Origin of the sequence: Sphingopyxis indica, from assembly GCF_032879645.1 — a bacterium.
Lineage (GTDB): Bacteria > Pseudomonadota > Alphaproteobacteria > Sphingomonadales > Sphingomonadaceae > Sphingopyxis > Sphingopyxis indica.
On the sequence record NZ_CP076394.1, the window covers coordinates 3,824,446 to 3,843,100 of the forward strand.

Genomic DNA, 18,655 nt, shown 5'->3' on the forward strand with positions numbered 1-18,655 from the left:
ATGAGGTGATGGAGGGAGAATGCCGATCATGCTCAACGCACAAATTGGGAGCCGCCGCACGAAGTTCTGCTCAACCTCGGCACTGCCGCTCGCGCTGGTTGCCCTCGGCTTGGCGCAGCCTGCTTTTGCGCAGGAGCAGCCGTCAGCGCCAGCCCCGTCGACCCAGGGGGAAAATGTGGCCGCGCCGGCGACCACGCAGCCATCCACCCCCGATATCGTCGTCACTGGCACGCGCGTTTCACGCACCGGCTATACAGCGCCAACGCCGACCACTGTGATCAGCACGGAGCAGATTCAGTCGGCCGCGCCGGCGACCCTCTCGGACTATGTAAATCAGTTGCCGGCTCTGGTGGGATCACAGACCCCCCGGGTTGCAACGACGAGCGCGGCCGCGACAGTCGGCGCGAACTTATACAACCTTCGCGCACTCGGCGCGAATCGCACGCTCGTCATGCTCGACGGCCACCGCGTCGTGCCTTCGACGCTCACCAGCAACATCGACGTGAGCCTCCTGCCACAGGCCCTCGTCGAACGGGTCGATGTCGTCACCGGCGGCGCATCCGCCGCATGGGGCTCCGACGCGGTTGCCGGCGTCGTGAACTACGTCTTGAACACCAAGTTCACAGGACTCATGGCGGACGTTCAAAAAGGCATTTCGACATACGGAGACGCGCCGACCTTCAAAGCCGAGCTCTCCTGGGGGACGAGATTTGCCGGGGGGCGGGGCCATTTCATCGTCAGCGGCGATTACCACGACGATGGCTCCGCGGGCTATGTGACCTCGCGCGATTGGTTCAACAGTGCCAAGGTTGTCGGCAATCCCGCTTATGCGGCGGACCATAGCCAACCGAAAAACCTTGTCGTGTCCGGCGTTGGGCTCGGCGTTGCGACGGACGGCGGCCTCATCACAGCAACGACTAAAGGCGGGGTGACCTCCTCGAGCGGCCCACTGGTGAACACGCAGTTCACGCCGGACGGCAATCCTGTTCCTTTCGCTCCTGGCTATCGGTCGGGCGTCCTTTCGTGGGGCGGCGACGCCCAGGATGTGAGCCAGATTATCCGGCTCGCGTCTCCCGTGAAGGGCGGCACCGTTTTTGCGCGCGCAAGCTACGACCTGACCGACAACGTCACCGCCTACGGCGAGTTCGGTTATGCCAACATCAAGAGCAAGATCTACGCGCGCGTCTTCGAGCGCGACGGCAACATCACGATCCGGCGCGACAACGCCTATCTCGATCCCGCGATCGCCGCGACGATGGCAGCGAACAACATCACGAGCTTCAATCTCGGCAAGATGTTCCTCGATTGGGGCCCTCTCGTCGGCCGCAACGACCGTGAGCAATATCGCTATGTCGCAGGGCTTCAGGGCAAGTTTGGGAACGGCTGGACCTGGGACATCTTTGGTCAGCATGGCCAGACAAATTTCGTCAGCGGCGATTATACGAATGACCCGCTCAACGCGAATTTCAACAACGCGGCCGACGCAGTGGTGAACCCCGCGAATGGCCGAATCGTCTGCCGATCGACGCTGACGAACCCAGGCAACGGGTGCGTCCCGTTCAATGTATTCGGAACGAACAAGACGCCCGAGGCGCGGGCCTATATCGAGGCCGCCCGTTCCCTTCAGCGCGTCACGATAAAGCAGGATGTCGTATCAGCGTCACTGCAGGGCGAACCCTTCTCGACCTGGGCCGGCCCCGTTTCGATCGCGCTGGGGGGCGAGTGGCGCCGTGAATCCTACCATGCCACCGCCACCGACCTCGATCAGCAGACCGCCTTCTTCGTCGGCAACTTCCAGCCGTCTAACGGCCACTACGACGTGAAGGAGGGCTTTTTCGAAACGGTCGTCCCGCTTTTGAAAGACAAGCCGTTCTTCCGCGAACTCGACCTCAACGGCGCCGTTCGGTACACAAGCTACAGCCTCGCGGGAGATGTTACGAGCTGGAAGGCGGGCCTGACGTGGGATGTCGATAGCCAGCTCCGGTTCCGCGGCACGCGATCGCGCGACATCCGTGCGCCCAACCTTTCCGAGCTGTTCCAGGCCGGGAATACGATGAACCAGACGATCACCGATCCGGTGAAGGGGACGAGCTACAGCATCCGCCAGTACGCCGCGGGCAATTCGAACCTCGTGCCGGAGAAGGCAGACACGACCTCGGTCGGCGTCGTTTATCGTCCCAATTGGCTCCCGGGCTTCGGCCTCTCGGTCGACTATTTCGACATCAAGATCGCAAAGGCGATCTACTCAAATACCTCGCAGGCCGTGATCAACCTGTGCAGCAACGCTCACGACATGTTCCAATGTTCGTTTGTCACAAGGGGCCCCGACACGGCGCCGGGGGTTCCCGGTCAGATCACCCAAGTTCAGCTGGTCCCGCTCAACATCGGCGGCGAGGGAACACGCGGTGTCGATTTCGAGGCGACCTATCGACGCAACCTCTCCGATATAAACAGCAATTGGGGTGGCACGCTCAACCTGCGAATGGTCGGCACCTATGTCGCGCACCGCACCGTGACCATTGGTGGCGTGACGACGGAATATGCAGGCCAGAACGCGAACTTCGACCTGAACTCGCAAGCGGTCCCAAGCTGGCGTTGGCTGGCGTCTGCGAACTACGATTCCGACCATTTCACGGCAACGCTGACCGAGCGCTTCATCAGCGCAGGCAAGATCAACAACGGATGGGTCGATGGCGTCGATATCGCCAGCAACCACGTACCGGCCGTCTTCTACACCGATCTCGCACTCGGGTTCAAAATCCCGACGTTCGGTAAAGGTGCCGAGGTCTATTTCGCGGTGCAGAATTTGTTCGACCGGGATCCGCCCGTGGCGCCACAATATGGTGCGACCGGTTTCATCAGCACCGGGACGAACGGATATCTCTATGACCTGATTGGCCGGCAGTTCCGCGCCGGGGTTCGCTTCCGCCTGTAGCGCAGGGTGCGCCCGCCGGCCTTTCGGCGGGCGCGTCCTCACCGCGTTTGCTGCGGATCCAGAAATGCAACGACTTCCGCCGCAAGAATGAGCGGGCATTCATCCATCGGATAGTGGCCAGCTTCGGGAAGAACGACGAGCCCCGCGCGAGAGAGCGAGGACAACCACGTCGTACGGATCAACTCCTCCGGTATCCCTTTGTCGCGTCCGCCCGCAAAGACCAACACTGGTTGTTCAATAGCAGACGCATCGTTCGCAAAATCGTCACCGGACCAGGACTCAAAATATGCAGCGAAGGCGCCTTGGTCGCTTATAGCTGCCGACCGCTCCGCTGCACGCTTGAGCCATGAAAGGGGAAGTCGCGACCCCGTTGTGAGGTCGAGAATGGCCTCGCGGATTTCGAGACTCGCGGCCGCCTGCTGAAAGTAGGCCCGTGTCGGCGGATCAAAGGGAGCAGCTCCCGCCCACACGGGCGTGATTCCGACAATTTTCTCGACCCGCTCCGCGGCCGTAAGCGCGAGCTTCAGTGCCGCCTTTCCGCCCATCGAATGACCGATTACGGAAAAGCGATCCCACCCAACCGCGTCGGCGGCGGTCAACGCGTCCGCCGCCATGGTTTCGATATCGAACGGTCCATCCGAGTCGCGACGCGAACCATAGCCTCTAAGGTCAAGCAGCAATAGGCTGAAGCGATCGGGATCAATGCCCGTCAGCATTGCATCGAACGCCGCATGATCGTTGAACCATCCATGGATGGCTACCGCGTGAATCGGGCCGCGCCCGTGCATTCTGTATGTCGCCATATGCCTCTCCCAAATTAATGCGCGGCGAGCATGGGCGGGCTCGGCGAGAGCATGCAATCCGGTCGCAGTCGATTGTCGGACTGATCGGTAAATCAGTGGAGCCCCTCATCAGTCGGATCCCGCCGGAACATGCAAATATGCCCCGGAAGCACAGAATCGCTCGCGGTCCATGTGCCGAGAGGACAGCAATGAGCGAGACGCCTGACATCATGTACATCCCGGGCTTCGGCAACCACGTCTCGACCGAGGCGGTGCCTGGCGCGCTACCGATTGGGCGCAATTCGCCCCAACGCCCGCCCTTCGGACTCTATGCCGAGGCCATCTCCGGTACCGCGTTCACGGCACCGCGCTCGGAAAACCGCCGCAGCTGGCTTTACCGCTTGAGGCCTACCGCGGATCACGCTCCCTTCGAACCCTATAGCTCAGCGCCACTATTTAATGCGGAGCCGGCTCCTGGCGCGCTCCCACCGAATCGGCTGCGATGGGGGCCCCAGCCGCTTCCCGACGTTCCGACCGACTTCGTCGACGGCATCGTCACGATGCTTGGCAACGGCTCCCCCGAGCAGCTCGAGGGCGTTGCGTTCCATGTCTTCGCCGCCAATCGAGACATGGTCGACAAGGTGTTCTACGATTCCGACGGCGAACTCCTGGTCATCCCCGAACAGGGTCGCCTGCTCCTGCTGACCGAGCTCGGCCGGATCGGTCTCGCTCCGGGACAGATTGCGCTGGTTCCGCGGGGCGTTCGCTTTCGCGTCATCCTCCCGGACGGGATCGCAAGGGGGTATCTGGCAGAGAATTTCGGGGCGATGTTCCGCTTGCCCGAACTGGGCCCAATCGGCTCCAATGGGCTTGCAGGCGCCCGCGATTTCGAAACGCCCGTCGCCTGGTTCGAGGATCGCGATACGCCGACCGAGGTTGTCCAGAAATATCTCGGCCGACTTTGGAGCATGACGCTGGACCATTCGCCGCTCGACGTCGTTGCCTGGCACGGCAATCTCGCACCGTTCCGCTACGATCTCGCCCGGTTCAACGTGATGGGAACGGTAAGCTTCGATCACCCGGATCCGTCGATCTTCACTGTGCTTTCGTCGCCTTCCGACACGCCAGGCCGTGCGAATGCCGATTTTGTAATTTTCCCTCCGCGGTGGATGGTCGCCGAGGATACCTTCCGCCCCCCCTGGTTCCACCGAAACGTCATGTCCGAGGCCATGGGCCTCATCCATGGTGTCTATGACGCGAAAGCCGACGGCTTTGTCCCTGGCGCGATAAGCCTGCACAACATGATGGCAGGGCACGGCCCCGATGTCGCGACCTGGGAGGCGGCGAGCGAAGCGGCACTGCAGCCGCACAAGATCGACGGCACCATGGCCTTCATGATCGAAACCTGCTGGCCCTACCGACCGACGGCGCATGCCCTCGCCACTTCGCAGCTCGACTATGACGCAGTCTGGGCCGGCTTTCCCAAAGCACAGGTGAACCGGCCATGATCGATGAAACCCATGACGCAAAGCTGACAAGCTGGGTTGAGAGCGCTCAGGGCCACGCCGACTTCCCGATCCAGAACCTGCCGCTCGGTATTTTCTCACGCGAAGGAGCCGAGCCGCGTCCTGGAACGGCAATCGGGAACCAAATACTCGATCTCCGAGGCATCGCTCACCTGCTTCCTCCGCGCTCGGGCACCGCGATCGCCGGCCCTACACTTAATGGCCTCCTCGGTCTGCCAGCCGATGAGCGTCGAGCGCTCAGGCAGCGTCTCTCCACGCTGCTTTCCGATACCCGCCATGCGGCAGCGCTCGGGCCGTACATGCACCCGGCGGCGGAGTGCATCATGCACCTGCCCGCTCGGGTCGGCGATTACACCGACTTCTATGTCGGCATTCATCATGCCACGAACATCGGCAAGTTGCTTCGGCCCACACCCCTCCTTCCAAATTATAAGTGGATCCCGATCGGTTATCATGGCCGAGCCTCGTCCATTCGAGTGTCCGGCGTGCCGGTCGTTCGACCGGTTGGCCAGCAGCGATTGCCCGACACGGTGGAACCGCTCGTTGCGCCCACTGATCGCCTCGACCTGGAGCTCGAACTTGGCGTTTGGGTCGGTGGCGGCAACGCTCTTGGATCACCGATTCCCATCAGCGAGGCGCATACGCATATTGCTGGTCTGACGCTCCTCAACGACTGGTCCGCGCGAGACGTTCAGGCCTGGGAATATCAGCCACTGGGTCCTTTCCTCGCCAAGAACTTCCATACTACGATCTCGCCCTGGATCGTGACCGCGGAGGCCCTCGAACCCTTCCGGGTTCCGCAAGCGCCGCGACCCGATGGCGATCCCCGACCCCTTCCGTACCTGTGGGACGCAAACGACCAGGCGCGCGGAGCGTTCGCGATCGAGCTGGAGGTCGCAATGACATCGGCAGCGATGCGTGATCAGGGCATCGAGCCACTTCGCCTCAGTCTCAGCGATGCACGCGCGATGTACTGGACCGCGGCGCAGATGGTTGCTCATCATACCGTGAACGGCTGCAATCTGATGGCTGGCGACCTTCTCGGTACCGGGACGATCTCGACGGCCTGTCCATCCGGCCTGGGGAGCCTTATGGAAATCACGGCGGGCGGCAAGGAACCCATCACGCTCCCTACGGGCGAGCAACGAACCTTCCTTCTGGATGGCGACGAAATCCTGATCAGCGGCACGGCCCGTGCCGAAGGCTTTGCGCCCATCGGCTTTGGGTCCTGTCGGGCGACGATCGTGTCGCACGCTTAGCGACGTCGCGGCCACGCCGTTCGAGATGAACGCGCAATCCAAATTTCAATTCTTCAGGCGAGGGCTACATGGCCGGGGCAGACACAAACTTGAAGCGAATGACTCCCCCCGAGATTTCGGCATTTGCATACGAGCCCGGGCCCATAAGGGTGATATGTGCCGCCGGCGCGATCGAAACGTTGCCCGATGAGCTGGCGCGGCTTTCGATTGCGAAACCGATGGTGCTCACGACACCATCAGGGGGGCGTCGCTATGCGGATTTACTCGAACGCCTCAAGGAGAATGGCGGAATATTGTACGGCTGGGCCGAGCCCCATAGTCCAGAGCAGGTGTCGCTGGCGGCCCTTGGGACGTTCCATCGAAGCGGCTGCGACGGGCTCGTGTCGATTGGTGGGGGCTCTACCACCGGTCTCGGAAAGTTCCTGGCGGCTGCTACAGGCAAACCGCTCATCGCCATCCCGACGACGCTCGCCGGATCCGACATGACACCAGTCTATGGTTGGAAGGCGGATGGCGTGAAGCACACCCGCATCGACCCTCGCGCCCAGGCCCGGACGGTCCTCTACGATGCCAACCTCTATCTTGGTCTACCGGCGGGAGAGCTAGTTCGCAGCGCGATGAACTGTCTGGCCCATCTGGTGGAAGCCCTCTACCCCGCCACTCCTAATATGTTCGCAGCCGACCTGGCGACGATCGGCATGAGGGTCCTTTTCGAGAACCTCCCCGTCGCCGTAAGGAACCCCACTTCCATCGCCGCTCGCGAGCAGCTCTGTTATGCCGCCTTCCTTGGAGGACACCTGGTAGCGATCGCGGGGATCGGCCTGCACCACAAGATCTGCCACCTTATTGGCGGCGTTACGCACATCAGTCACGGCGACAACAACAGCGTCGTATTGCCCCATGTCGTCGCGCTCAATGCGCCCTACCTCGGCCGCGAAGGGGCAATCCTGTACGAGCTCTTCGGTGAGCACCCTGGTTCCGGCCTCCGCGCATGGGCCATCGAACTCGGCGCGCCGTCGGCGCTCGCCTTGCTTGGCTTGCGCGAGGATGTGCTTCCGATGATCGTGGACCCGGTACTCGCCCACCCACCTGCCAACCCGGCGCCGCTCGATCGCGATGTTGTCACACGACTCGTCGAGGGCATACGGGCGGGCAAGATTCTCGTCTGACGACACCTTCCGTCGCCCGCGCCGCTTAGGCGTTCCTATCGCCCATGGAACTCACGAGGGGCGGTGCGGCACCGCCAATGCGAAGTCGTAGTCAATTCTGAACTCGCCGGGAGCAACACGTTCCGGCGACGCGATCAGGTCCGGTTTTACGCCGAAGACGGCATCGCTTTCGAGCCATTCGTCGCCGGCGATAAAGAGGTGCGTCACCAGCGTCTCGTAGCCCGGCGCGCTGATCATGAAATGAATATGAGCGGGTCGGTTGGGATGTCGACCAAGCGCGTCGAGAAGATCACCAACCGGTCCATCAACGGGAATGCCATAGCTCACCGGCATGACGGATGAGAACGCATAGGTCCCGTCAGCGCTGGTGATGAAGCTGGCGCGAAGATGTCCTTCGGGCTGCGACGGATCCTGGACATCGTAGAGTCCGGTTGGCGAGGTCTGCCAGACTTCAACAAGAGCACCTTCGATTGGTGCTCCGATGCTGTCGAGGATGCGCCCTTCGACCCGAACCGCATCGCCCTCTTCGTCACGCTTCAGGATCGACGCGCCCTTGGGAAGTACGTCCTGCCGGCCAGAATAAAAAGGCCCGAACACCGTGGACGGCGTCCCTGCCCCCTCGCCACCGTCGTCATGGTTGATCGCGTCGACCAGCATGGAGACGCCCAGCACATCCGACAGAAGGATGAACTCCTGTCGCTTGCCCGTGCACATGTGCCCAGTGCGGGTCAGAAACTCGATCGCTTGCTCCCACTCGCGGGTCGTAATTTTCGCTTCACGGGTCGCATCGTGCAGATGGGGGATGACGACGGAGAGGATCTCGGCAAGCCGTTTGTTGGGCGCATCCTTCATTCGCGCGAGCGCGTCTTCGGTGAGCTCGGGAAAAATGCGGTCGGTCACGATAATCCTCTCCAAAGTCACGGGGCTCCGCCGGGGCGGGCTCTAATGATCTGCGGCGCTGCCGGCCCCTCAAGCCGGGCGTTCGCCCGCCCACGCCCTGGCGATGAGCGCGCGAATTCCCTCCCGCTCAAGCGGGCGTGGGTTCCAATAGGCATTCTCGAGTGCCGCGGTCGTCACTGTTTCGATGTCGGCCTCCGCCATTCCCAGGTCACGCAGGCCCGCCGGCGCCTTGATTGCCCTTCCGAGATCGAAAAGGCGCTGCGCCGGATCGCCGCGCAGGATCCTCTCGAGTCGAGCTCCGACGTCAGGGATCGCCGGCAAATTATAGGCGAGCGCATGGGGCAGCACGATCGTGTGTGTTGTTGCGTGCGGCAGGTTCAGCGCGCCGCCCAATGTGTGGCAAAGCTTGTGATGAAGCGCCATTCCGACGGACCCAAGGACCGTCCCGCATAGCCAGGCCCCTTCCAGCGCTCTCTCACGCGCGGGAATATCGAGCGGATTTTCGATGATCGGAGGAAGCGCCTCTGCCAGAAGCCCGATCGCCCGTTCCGCGAGAACCGTCATCACCGGATTACCGTCGCGTGCATACATGCCTTCGACCGCATGCGCGATTGCGTTCACGCCGCTTGTTCCGGTTATGTCGGCTGGAAGGCCGAGCGTAAGGTCGACATCGTAGAGAACCTTTTCGGGCAGCACCGCAAGATCGCGCAGCGTGGTCTTGCGCCCATTCTCGGTCTGCCCAAGCACCGGCGTCATTTCTGAACCCGCATAGGTCGTGGGTATGGCGAGCTGCGGAAGATCGGTTCGAAGCGCCAGCGCCTTGGCAAGACCAATAGTCGACCCGCCGCCGAACGCGATCAGGCTGTCAATCGCTTCGCTCTTCACCAGCTCCAACGCCTGTTCAGTAACATTGGTCGGCGTGTGCATCGTCGCGCCATCGAAATGGGCTACGATCGCCTCGACCCCGGCAAGAGCCGTCCGCGCATCGTCTGCCTGGTTCGGCGTCGTGACGAGCAGGGCGCGCTTGCCCCCTAGCTCGCCGATCAGCTGCGCGGTTTGCGCAATCGAGCCGCGGCCGAAAATCACATGTGCCGGCAGGCCATTGTAGATAAATCCCATTTCGATGACCTCTCCAAGAGCGATGGTTTTCTAGCGATCCCTGACCTCGCTGTGTCAGCTTCGATCGAGCACTCAGTCACGGGGGCCGCGATTCGACATTGACTCGTTGAGCTGCAGCTATACCATAACCGATGTTCGATTCAACTAGCCGATAATCGGTCATTCGGAGAGACGGCCTTGACCAAGATCTATGAAGACCCGCGGGCCGCGCTGGAGGGCTTCCTCTTCGACGGCATGACGATCATGTCCGGTGGTTTTGGCCTTTCGGGTAATCCGGAAAGTCTCATTCCAGAGATCAAGGCGGCCGGGGTCCGCGACCTTACCGTCATCTCCAATAATGCCGGCGCTGACGGTTTTGGCCTGTGGATGCTGCTCGAAACGCGCCAGATCAGGAAAATGATCTCTTCCTATGTCGGCGAGAACAAACTTTTCGAGCAACAATATCTAAGCGGCGACCTCGAACTCGAACTGACGCCCCAAGGAACGCTGGCGGAGCGCATTCGCGCTGGCGGTGCGGGAATCCCTGCCTTCTACACCCGGACCGGAGTTGGGACGGTGGTGGCCGAAGGCAAGCCTGTCGAGGAATTCGACGGGGTGCTCTATGTTCGCGAGCGCTGGCTGCGCGCTGACCTCTCGCTCGTCAAGGCATGGCGGGCCGATCCTGAAGGCAACCTCCAGTTCCGCAAGACCGCGCGCAATTTCAATCCTGTCATGGCGACCGCGGGCAAGGCGACCGTGGTCGAAGTGGAGGAAATCGTCGAGGCGGGCGTCATCAGTGCGGACTGCGTTCACACGCCAGGCATCTACGTCGATCGTATTGTCAAAAGCACCATCAATGAGAAGCGCATCGAGAAGCTGACCGAGCGCGCCCGGGAGACCGCATGATGACCGGATGGACACGCGACCAGATGGCGCAGCGCGCCGCGCTGGAACTTCAGGACGGCTACTACGTCAACCTTGGCATCGGCATTCCAACGCTGGTCGCCAACTACATCCCTGACGGCGTCCACGTCACGTTGCAGAGCGAGAACGGGATGCTGGGCATGGGGCCCTTCCCCTATGTCGGGGAAGCCGATCCCGATCTCATCAACGCCGGCAAGCAGACCATCACGGAGCTGCCGACCTCGAGCTATTTCTCCTCGGCCGACAGCTTTGCGATGATCCGGGGCGGCCATATCGACATGGCGATCCTGGGGGCGATGGAGGTCGCAGCGAACGGCGATCTCGCCAATTGGACGATCCCGGGGAAGATGGTGAAGGGAATGGGCGGCGCCATGGACCTTGTCGCCGGCGTTCAAAGAGTGGTCGTCGTGATGGATCACACCAACAAGGCGGGCGAATCCAAGCTTCTGGAGCGCTGCGAGCTTCCGCTCACCGGCCAGGGCGTCGTCGATCTCGTCATTACCGACCTTTGCGTCCTCAAATGCGATCGGGAGGCGGGACGCTTCGTACTTGTCGAACTCGCACCCGGCATCACAGCCGGCTATGTGATCGAGCGCACCGGCGCACCTGTCGTCACCGAAACCGCGGGACAAGCCGCGTGAGCGCCGCCTTCATCTGCGACGCGGTCCGCACGCCGATCGGCCGCTATGGCGGCGCGCTCGCGGCCGTCCGTCCCGACGACCTTGCGGCGATCGCGATCCGCGAACTGGCCGGCCGCCATGCGCGACTCGATCTTCAGGCGATTGACGAGGTGATCCTCGGGAGCGCCAATCAGGCGGGCGAGGATAATCGGAATGTCGCCCGGATGAGCACGCTGCTCGCAGGTCTCCCGTCCGCTGTCCCCGGCGTCACGGTCAACCGCCTCTGCGCGAGCGGCGCGGAAGCCGTCGGCGCCGCGGCGCGGGCGATCGCGGCAGGGGAAGCCGGCCTCGTCATCGCCGGCGGGGTCGAGAGCATGTCGCGCGCGCCACTTGTCATGGGGAAGGCCGAAAGCGCCTGGCAGCGTAGCGCGCAGATCGAGGACAGCACGATCGGCTGGCGCTTCGTCAACCCGGCGATGCGCGCCGCCTACGGCGTCGATACAATGCCCGAGACCGCGGAGAATGTGGCGCAGGAGCACCCTGTCAGCCGGGAGGATCAGGATGCGTTCGCGCTGCGGAGCCAGCAGCGCACTGCGGCAGCGCAGGAGGCGGGCTATTTCGCGGAGGAGATCGTGCCTGTCACGATCAAGGGGCGCAAGGGCGACATCGTCGTCGCGCGCGATGAACATCCTCGCCCCGAAACCACGCCGGACGACCTTGCGAGGCTGAGACCGATCGTCCGCCCGGACGGGACCGTCACCGCCGGAAATGCGTCCGGCGTGAATGACGGCGCGGCGGCCCTGATCGTCGCGGGCGAGAGCGCCGCTGCCCGAAACGGTCTTGCCCCGCGCGCGCGGATCCTCGGCATGGCGAGCGCGGGGGTCCTGCCGCGCGTCATGGGCCTTGGCCCCGTTCCCGCGACGCGCAAATTGCTCGACCGGCTCAAGCTGTCGACCGATGATTTCGATGTGATCGAGCTCAACGAGGCCTTCGCCAGCCAGGTCATCGCGTCGCTTCGCACGCTCGGGGTCGACCCGCACGATGCGCGCGTCAACCCGAATGGCGGCGCGATCGCGCTCGGGCATCCGCTGGGGATGAGCGGCGCGCGACTGATGATGACCGCTGTCCACGCCCTCGAAAGACGAAATGGGCGCCGCGCGCTGATCACGATGTGCATCGGCGTCGGGCAGGGACTTGCGCTCGCCGTTGAGCGCGTCTGAGGACAATCAGGGCGCTAGCCGCGACAATTTGACAGCGCCGGCGCGCAGGACTGGCAAGAAAGTATCAAGGAGTTCGTCGGCCGACCGGTCGAATGCATTCGTCCCGGCATTGAGCGCGGCCACGGTCACGCCCGACTTGTCGACGACCGGTACCGCGATGGAGCGCAGTCCAAGCTCAAGCTCCTGGTCGACCACCGCATAACCCTGCCGCGCGACCGCGGTAATCTCCTTCAGGAGCTCCCCGCGGTCGGTCTGGGTATTCGGTGTCAGCGCGGCAAGGCAGGAAGGGACGAGCGCCTCACGCTGCTCCACCGGCAGTGAAGCGAGCAGAACGCGCCCCATGGACGTACACCAGGCCGGAAGACGGCTCCCCACATGCAGGCTGACGGCCATGATGCGCGACTGCGACGCGCGTGCCGCATAAATGATCTCGTCCCCTTCGAGGACACCGAGCGAGCAGGACTCGCTCAATTCGTCGCGCAGCTCCTCGAGGATCGGTTGCGCGATCGCCGGAAGGGATCGATCAGAGAGGAAGGCGTCGGCCAGCCTCAGCACACGTGGGCGCGGCCGGTAGGACTTCTCCTGCTGCTCCAGGTAGCCAAGCTGCACCAGTGTGTGCAGGCAGCGGACGACGACCGATCTGGGAAGCTGCGTGTGCTCTGTAAGGCGGCTGATGGTCTGATCCGACCCATGATCGGAAAAGGCCTCGAGCACGGCGAGCCCCCGCGCGAGCGATTGCATGAACTGTGGGTCGCTGCCTCCGTCGGGGAGCCTGGGAGTGCTGAGCATGGACATGGGCACAGACTATCGTCTTCGCCCAGCCAAGTGAAGGCCGTGTCGGTCAAAATATCCGGTAATCGGTCATCTCTCGCCCGCAGCAACCGTGCAACGCTACGCTTGCCCGTTCAGTTCATGAGAGGTTGCTTTCTTCCTATTTTTGACGGCCAACAGCAGGATCAGCCGCCGCGCCCATGCGGGGCGTCGAAATCAAGCACCGGGCCTGCAGGCACAATCCCGTGGGGATTTATCGACCGATGGCTCTCATAATAGTGCCGCTTGATATGCTCGAAATCGACCGTCTCGCGCACGCCGGGCCACTGATAGAGTTCGCGCGTGTAGCCCCACAGGTTGGGATAATCGATGATACGGCGCAGGTTGCACTTGAAGTGGCCGACATAGACGGGATCGAAGCGCACGAGTGTCGGAAACAGCCGCCAATCGGCTTCCGTGACGCTATCCCCGACAAGGTAGCGTTGCCGGGAGAGACGTTCCTCGAGCCAGTCCAGCGTCTCGAAGAGCGGGAACACCGCTTCCTCATATGCCTCTTGCGTGGTCGCGAAGCCGGACTTGTAAACCCCGTTGTTGAGGGTGTCGTAGATACGCGCGTTCAGGAGATCAATTTCGGCACGGTGTGCCTCGGGGTAATAGTCTCCTGGCGTAGCCCCGACACCGTCGAACGCAGTATTGAACATCCGGATGATTTCGGAGGACTCATTGCTCACAATCGTTCCACGATCGCGATCCCAAAGGATCGGGACGGTGAACCGGCCTTCATAGCCCGGTGCCGCTGCCTGATAGAGGTCGTATATGCGCCGGGCGCCATTGACCGTGTCGGGCACGACGCCCTCGCCTGGCTCGAACGTCCAGCCTTCCATTCCCATGAACCAATGGGTGATCGACATGGAGATCATCCCGTCGAGACCCTTCAGGTGCCGGTAGATGCGCGTCCGATGCGCCCAGGGACAGGCGGCCGAGATATAGAGATGATAGCGGCCGGCTTCGGCTTTAAAGCCGCCCTCGCCGCTCGGTCCTGGCGAACCGTCCGCCGTGATCCAGTTGCGAAATGCTGCGTCTCGCCGGACGAACCGGCCGCGCACGTCCTTCGCCCCATATTCATGAGCCTTAAGGCGGCCATCGGTCGTCGAAACCATCGTCTTGTCTCCTTGGCGGGTTTGCACCTCGCGCCAACTGCGCCGCCAGGCAGCGACATGGTGCTCGGCCCACGGATGGCAACCGACAATAACATCTCAGTGGCAGTCTCGACCGTTTCTCTGTCGCGAACACGGAGTTCGACAAGCGCCTCCATATAGATGTGTCTGCCAACGATGCGGGCGTGCAATGATCAGTGCTAACCAGGATCCAACTATCGAGCGTCTCCAGGACAAATGTCGAAACTCACGACCACCGCCATAGCGTCCGAGACGGGAGGCCTTCCATTCGCCGTCCGGATCTCGGTTGAGGGGCATATCTTTGCCGGAGACGAGCCGATCGAGGCAGGCGGAACCGGTCTTGGCCCGTCGCCCTATCAGCTGCTTACCTCCGCACTAGCGGAGTGCACGGCGATGACAGTTCGATGGTTCGCTCGCCAGCACGACGTTCCATTGGACCATGTAAGCGTCGAGGTCGTGCACAGCCGGGAAAAGGTCGAAGGCCGTGCTGGGCTGGTCGACACTTTCAACAAGACCATCAAAATCAAGGGCGACGCGCTAACCGAGGACCAACTCCAGCGCCTTCACGATGTCGCCTCCAAATGCCCGGTTCAGCGCACACTGGAAACTGGCTCGATCATCGTGACCAGACCTGGCTAAGAGCTTTCACCTGCTGACCGATGCTCATGAAGCTGCAGCGACATCGCACGTCGTCAATCCGCAGACCGATCCCATAGCCGCTGTTTCGTGAAGGCAGCGGACGGCAGCCTGGGGCTCGAGCGACCCCTCCCGGACCCCCCTCCGGATTGTTCGAGCCTCATTTTTTCAGCGCCCCAGAGGCCTCAATCGTCAGCGCGACGTGAGGGCTCCAACCCCATTTTCGTCGACGGGCCCCTCGGGTATCTCGCTCCGGGCTTCGGCCTTCAGCAACTTTTTAAGAATGGTCCGCGCACGGTTTGGCGCAAGATCGATCTCGAACAGCGCTGGCCGCATATCGTAGAGATCCTGATCGCCGAGCGCGACTTGCTGCGCCATCACCATCGGGGCGTCCTCGCCGACGAAGGCCATTTCGATGGCTCCTTCCCAGATCCGATCGACCGTCTCATCGTCTGTCTTCCAGTCGCGTGTCACACCCCAGAAATAGTGCGTGCTGGTTTCTGTCTCCGGCGTGAGGTTATGCGACACGAGCGCCCCGACTCCCGCGCTTCTGGGTTGGCCGGACGGTGTAATCCCGACATCGAGGAGCATCAGCGACGGCGCGGTCCAGCGCATTTCGAGCCAATGATCCACCGGACCCTCATGGTCGGGCATCTGCGCCCCCCATGCCGGCGGCGCGGCGCCGTCGGGGCACCAGCGGTCGGACCGGACCGTCAGACCATCGACATGGACGGCATGCTCGCCGCGCGCGATCGCCTCGCTAGCGAGCGTCGTCGGGTGCAGGAATTCGACATGGCTGAGGTCTAGGAGATTGTCATTGATGAGCCGGTAATTGGCTCCCATCGAAACAACCCCCTTCACGAGCCTCCGGTCGGGCGCGACGTGGCACTGAAAATCGGGAATGAGATCGGGGTCGGCGAGCTCGGCGTCGCCCATCCAGATCCATAATGCCGCATAGCGCTCGACGACCGGAAAGGTGCGGGCGACCGCGTGACTCGGGATCCGGGTACCCGCGTGCGGGTTGTGGACGCATGTCCCCGTCCGGTCGAAGCCGAGCCCGTGGTAAGGGCAATGGATTTGATCGCCAACCTGCCTTCCCTGGTGGAGCGGCGCGTAGCGGTGGGGACACCGATCCGCGAGGGCATTGACGCTGCCATCCTCGTAGCGGAGGAAGACGACCGGCTCGGCGAGGATCGTGCGCGCCATGGGGCGCCCGAACGCAACCTCGTCGGACCAGGCGCCCACGTACCAGCAGTTGCGGAGCAGCGAGGTTTTGATCACCCCCCCCTCCTAGAAGTTCCGGCGAACGGTCAGATACCATTCGCGCGGCCGCGCATAGGTTCCGTCGACAAAGCCGGTCGCCGGAAGGTCGGAGAATCCCCCGACGAGATAATGGCGGTTGGTGAGATTGGTGACGCCGAGGGCCACGCGCCATTTTTCGCTCGGGTCGACATAGGTGAGGTTCGCGTTCAGAAGATGATATCCCGGCTGGGCTCTGTTGCAAAAATCGTGAAGCTTGAGCATGCTTGGCGGAGATTGGACGGACGGAACGATGACGGATTTCAAGTGGCGCCATTTCCAGGGTGATGTGATCCTGTGGGCGGTGCGCTGGTATTGTCGCTATCCGATCAGCTATCGCGACCTTGAGGAAATGCTGGCGGAACGCGGCATTTCGGTCGACCATACGACGATCTATCGCTGGGTCCAGTGCTACGCCCCGGAGATGGAGAAGCGGCTGCGCTGGTTCTGGCGGCGTGGCTTTGATCCGAGCTGGCGCCTGGATGAAACCTACGTCAAGGTGCGGGGCAAGTGGACCTACCTGTACCGGGCAGTCGACAAGCGGGGCGACACGATCGATTTCTACCTGTCGCCGACCCGCAGCGCCAAGGCAGCGAAGCGGTTCCTGGGCAAGGCCCTGCGAGGCCTGAAGCACTGGGAAAAGCCTGCCACGCTCAATACCGACAAAGCGCCGAGCTATGGTGCAGCGATCACCGAATTGAAGCGCGAAGGAAAGCTGGACCGGGAGACGGCCCACCGGCAGGTGAAGTATCTCAATAACGTGATCGAGGCCGATCACGGAAAGCTCAAGATACTGATCAAGCCGGTGCGCGGTTTCAAATCGATCCCCACGGCCTATGCCACGATCAAGGGATTCGAAGTCATGCGAGCCCTGCGCAAAGGACAGGCTCGCCCCTGGTGCCTGCAGCCCGGCATCAGGGGCGAGGTGCGCCTTGTGGAGAGAGCTTTTGGCATTGGGCCCTCGGCGCTGACGGAGGCCATGGGCATGCTCAACCACCATTTCGCAGCAGCCGCCTGATCGGCGCAGAGCGACAGCCTACCTCTGACTGCCGCCAATCTTTGCAACAGAGCCCTGAAGCCATGGAGAAGGTCGGCAATGAGGGCGTCATCACAGTCGAGGAGGCGAAGAGCCTCGCGACCGAGCTCGAAACGGTCGAGGGCATGCAGTTCGATCGCGGCTATCTCTCGCCCTATTTCGTGACCAACGCCGAGAAGCTCAAGGTCGAGCTCGAGGACCCCTATATTCTCATCCACGAGAAGAAGCTGTCCAACCTGCAGGCCCTCATTCCGCTGCTGGAGCAGGTGGTTCAGTCGGGCCGGCCGCTTCTCATTATCGCCGAGGACGTCGAAGGCGAGGCGCTGGCCACGCTCGTCGTCAACAAGCTCCGCGGTGGGCTCAAGGTCGCGGCCGTCAAGGCGCCTGGCTTCGGCGATCGCCGCAAAGCGATGCTCGAGGATATCGCAATCCTCACCGCCGGCAATGTGGTCAGCGAGGAACTCGGCACGAAGCTGGAAAACGTAACGCTGGGGATGCTCGGCCGCGCCAAGAAGATCATCATCGACAAGGACAACACCACCGTCGTCGATGGCGCAGGCGCACGCTCGGACATCGATGCCCGGGTCGCGCAGATCCGTGCTCAGATCGAGACCACGACCAGCGACTATGACCGCGAAAAGCTGCAGGAGCGCGTAGCCAAGCTAGCAGGCGGCGTCGCGGTCATTCGCGTCGGCGGTGCGACCGAAGTCGAGGTCAAGGAAAAGAAGGATCGTGTCGATGACGCGCTCCACGCCACTCGCGCCGCGGTCGAGGAAGGCATCCTGCCGGGCGGCGGCATCGCTCTGCTCCGCGCGCTGAAGGCACTCGACGGTCTCAAGGCGGCCAACGACGACCAGCAGTCCGGCATCGACATCGTCAGGCGGGCTCTGCGCTCGCCGGCGCGGCAGATCGCCGACAATGCGGGCGAGGACGGCGCCTTCATCGTGGGCAAGCTTCTGGAAAGCAGCGACTACAACTGGGGCTTCAACGCCGCCACCGGCGAATATGAAGACCTGGTGAAGTCGGGCGTCATCGATCCGGCCAAGGTCGTGCGTACCGCCCTCCAGGACGCCGCCTCGGTCGCCTCGCTGCTCATCACTACCGAGGCGCTCGTGGCCGAGCTTCCAAAGGAAGATAAGGCCGCGCCGATGCCGGCGATGGATTACTGACCTCCTGGGCGGGAGGGCATGGCCTTCCCGCCCTTGCTCGCACATCTCTCGAATGCAAGCGGGCCTGCTACATCGACTATCTCCCATTTCTGACCGGACCGGAATCAGGGTAGCTTCGGTCGAGAAATTTCGT

The 18,655-nt window shown here is 62.6% G+C and carries 16 protein-coding genes and 1 pseudogene; 10 read left to right on the forward strand and 7 right to left on the reverse strand.

Going from position 1 to position 18,655, the window contains the following annotated elements; all coding sequences use genetic code 11:
* The first annotated feature begins 19 nt into the window (after positions 1 to 19).
* Positions 20 to 2,935: a TonB-dependent receptor domain-containing protein gene (locus tag KNJ79_RS18000; protein WP_317152098.1), complete on the forward strand. Its 2,916-nt coding sequence runs from the start codon at positions 20 to 22 to the stop codon at positions 2,933 to 2,935.
* Positions 2,936 to 2,973: 38 nt separating this feature from the next.
* On the opposite strand, the gene KNJ79_RS18005 is transcribed toward KNJ79_RS18000, so the two are convergent.
* The gene (locus KNJ79_RS18005; RefSeq protein ID WP_317152099.1) at positions 2,974 to 3,738 is read right to left on the reverse strand and encodes an alpha/beta fold hydrolase; all 765 of its coding nucleotides are present in this window, start codon (positions 3,736 to 3,738) and stop codon (positions 2,974 to 2,976) included.
* 188 nt (positions 3,739 to 3,926) lie between these two features.
* On the opposite strand from KNJ79_RS18005, the gene hmgA reads away from it, so the two are divergent.
* The 3 genes from hmgA (at position 3,927) to KNJ79_RS18020 (ending at position 7,671) form a co-directional block, all read left to right on the forward strand.
* Positions 3,927 to 5,225 (forward strand): homogentisate 1,2-dioxygenase, encoded by a 1,299-nt coding sequence (gene hmgA / locus KNJ79_RS18010; RefSeq protein ID WP_317152100.1) that lies wholly within the window; start codon positions 3,927 to 3,929, stop codon positions 5,223 to 5,225.
* Positions 5,222 to 6,502, forward strand: a complete 1,281-nt coding sequence (gene fahA / locus KNJ79_RS18015; protein ID WP_317152101.1) for a fumarylacetoacetase — start codon at positions 5,222 to 5,224, stop codon at positions 6,500 to 6,502. Before hmgA ends, fahA begins: the two co-directional genes overlap by 4 nt.
* A 149-nt stretch (positions 6,503 to 6,651) precedes the next feature.
* Positions 6,652 to 7,671, forward strand: coding sequence for an iron-containing alcohol dehydrogenase (locus tag KNJ79_RS18020; protein WP_317152102.1), 1,020 nt, complete (start codon positions 6,652 to 6,654; stop codon positions 7,669 to 7,671).
* Between the two features lie 51 nt (positions 7,672 to 7,722).
* Here KNJ79_RS18020 and KNJ79_RS18025 read toward each other — a convergent pair whose 3' ends face one another.
* Positions 7,723 to 8,571 carry a dioxygenase family protein gene (locus tag KNJ79_RS18025; protein WP_317152103.1) on the reverse strand — a complete coding sequence of 283 codons (849 nt, stop codon included), beginning with the start codon at positions 8,569 to 8,571 and terminating at the stop codon, positions 7,723 to 7,725.
* A gap of 69 nt (positions 8,572 to 8,640) precedes the next feature.
* Positions 8,641 to 9,690 (reverse strand): maleylacetate reductase, encoded by a 1,050-nt coding sequence (locus KNJ79_RS18030; protein ID WP_317152104.1) that lies wholly within the window; start codon positions 9,688 to 9,690, stop codon positions 8,641 to 8,643.
* A gap of 177 nt (positions 9,691 to 9,867) precedes the next feature.
* On the opposite strand from KNJ79_RS18030, the gene KNJ79_RS18035 reads away from it, so the two are divergent.
* From KNJ79_RS18035 to pcaF, 3 genes are read left to right on the forward strand one after another with little or no spacing between them, the layout of a single operon-like run.
* Entirely contained in the window at positions 9,868 to 10,575 is a 708-nt protein-coding gene (locus KNJ79_RS18035; protein WP_317152105.1) for a CoA transferase subunit A, read from the forward strand.
* Positions 10,575 to 11,234, forward strand: a complete 660-nt coding sequence (locus KNJ79_RS18040) for a 3-oxoacid CoA-transferase subunit B (RefSeq protein ID WP_317153948.1) — start codon at positions 10,575 to 10,577, stop codon at positions 11,232 to 11,234. Before KNJ79_RS18035 ends, KNJ79_RS18040 begins: the two co-directional genes overlap by 1 nt.
* Positions 11,231 to 12,433, forward strand: coding sequence for a 3-oxoadipyl-CoA thiolase (gene pcaF / locus KNJ79_RS18045; RefSeq protein WP_317152106.1), 1,203 nt, complete (start codon positions 11,231 to 11,233; stop codon positions 12,431 to 12,433). Before KNJ79_RS18040 ends, pcaF begins: the two co-directional genes overlap by 4 nt.
* A 6-nt stretch (positions 12,434 to 12,439) precedes the next feature.
* Here the strand turns inward: pcaF and KNJ79_RS18050 are convergent, their stop codons facing one another.
* Together KNJ79_RS18050 and KNJ79_RS18055 are read right to left on the reverse strand one after the other, a co-directional pair.
* On the reverse strand, positions 12,440 to 13,228 hold the full coding sequence (locus KNJ79_RS18050; RefSeq protein WP_317152107.1) for an IclR family transcriptional regulator domain-containing protein: 789 nt from the start codon (positions 13,226 to 13,228) through the stop codon (positions 12,440 to 12,442).
* 161 nt (positions 13,229 to 13,389) lie between these two features.
* Entirely contained in the window at positions 13,390 to 14,364 is a 975-nt protein-coding gene (locus tag KNJ79_RS18055) for a glutathione S-transferase family protein (protein ID WP_021319994.1), read from the reverse strand.
* Between the two features lie 234 nt (positions 14,365 to 14,598).
* Here KNJ79_RS18055 and KNJ79_RS18060 point away from each other — a divergent pair, with 234 nt between their 5' ends.
* Positions 14,599 to 15,021, forward strand: a complete 423-nt coding sequence (locus KNJ79_RS18060; RefSeq protein WP_317152108.1) for an OsmC family protein — start codon at positions 14,599 to 14,601, stop codon at positions 15,019 to 15,021.
* Between the two features lie 189 nt (positions 15,022 to 15,210).
* Here KNJ79_RS18060 and KNJ79_RS18065 read toward each other — a convergent pair whose 3' ends face one another.
* Together KNJ79_RS18065 and KNJ79_RS18070 are read right to left on the reverse strand one after the other, a co-directional pair.
* Positions 15,211 to 16,299: an aromatic ring-hydroxylating dioxygenase subunit alpha gene (locus KNJ79_RS18065; RefSeq protein WP_317152109.1), complete on the reverse strand. Its 1,089-nt coding sequence runs from the start codon at positions 16,297 to 16,299 to the stop codon at positions 15,211 to 15,213.
* Between the two features lie 9 nt (positions 16,300 to 16,308).
* Positions 16,309 to 16,542, reverse strand: coding sequence for a TonB-dependent receptor (locus tag KNJ79_RS18070; protein WP_317152110.1), 234 nt, complete (start codon positions 16,540 to 16,542; stop codon positions 16,309 to 16,311).
* A gap of 28 nt (positions 16,543 to 16,570) precedes the next feature.
* Between KNJ79_RS18070 and KNJ79_RS18075 the strand changes: the two genes are divergently transcribed.
* Both KNJ79_RS18075 and groL read left to right on the forward strand, forming a co-directional pair.
* Positions 16,571 to 17,335: an IS6-like element IS6100 family transposase gene (locus tag KNJ79_RS18075; RefSeq protein ID WP_001389365.1), complete on the forward strand. Its 765-nt coding sequence runs from the start codon at positions 16,571 to 16,573 to the stop codon at positions 17,333 to 17,335.
* Positions 17,336 to 17,391: 56 nt separating this feature from the next.
* Positions 17,392 to 18,522 (forward strand): annotated as a pseudogene (gene groL, locus KNJ79_RS18080) (chaperonin GroEL); the annotation flags it as partial.
* Positions 18,523 to 18,655: the final 133 nt, after the last annotated feature.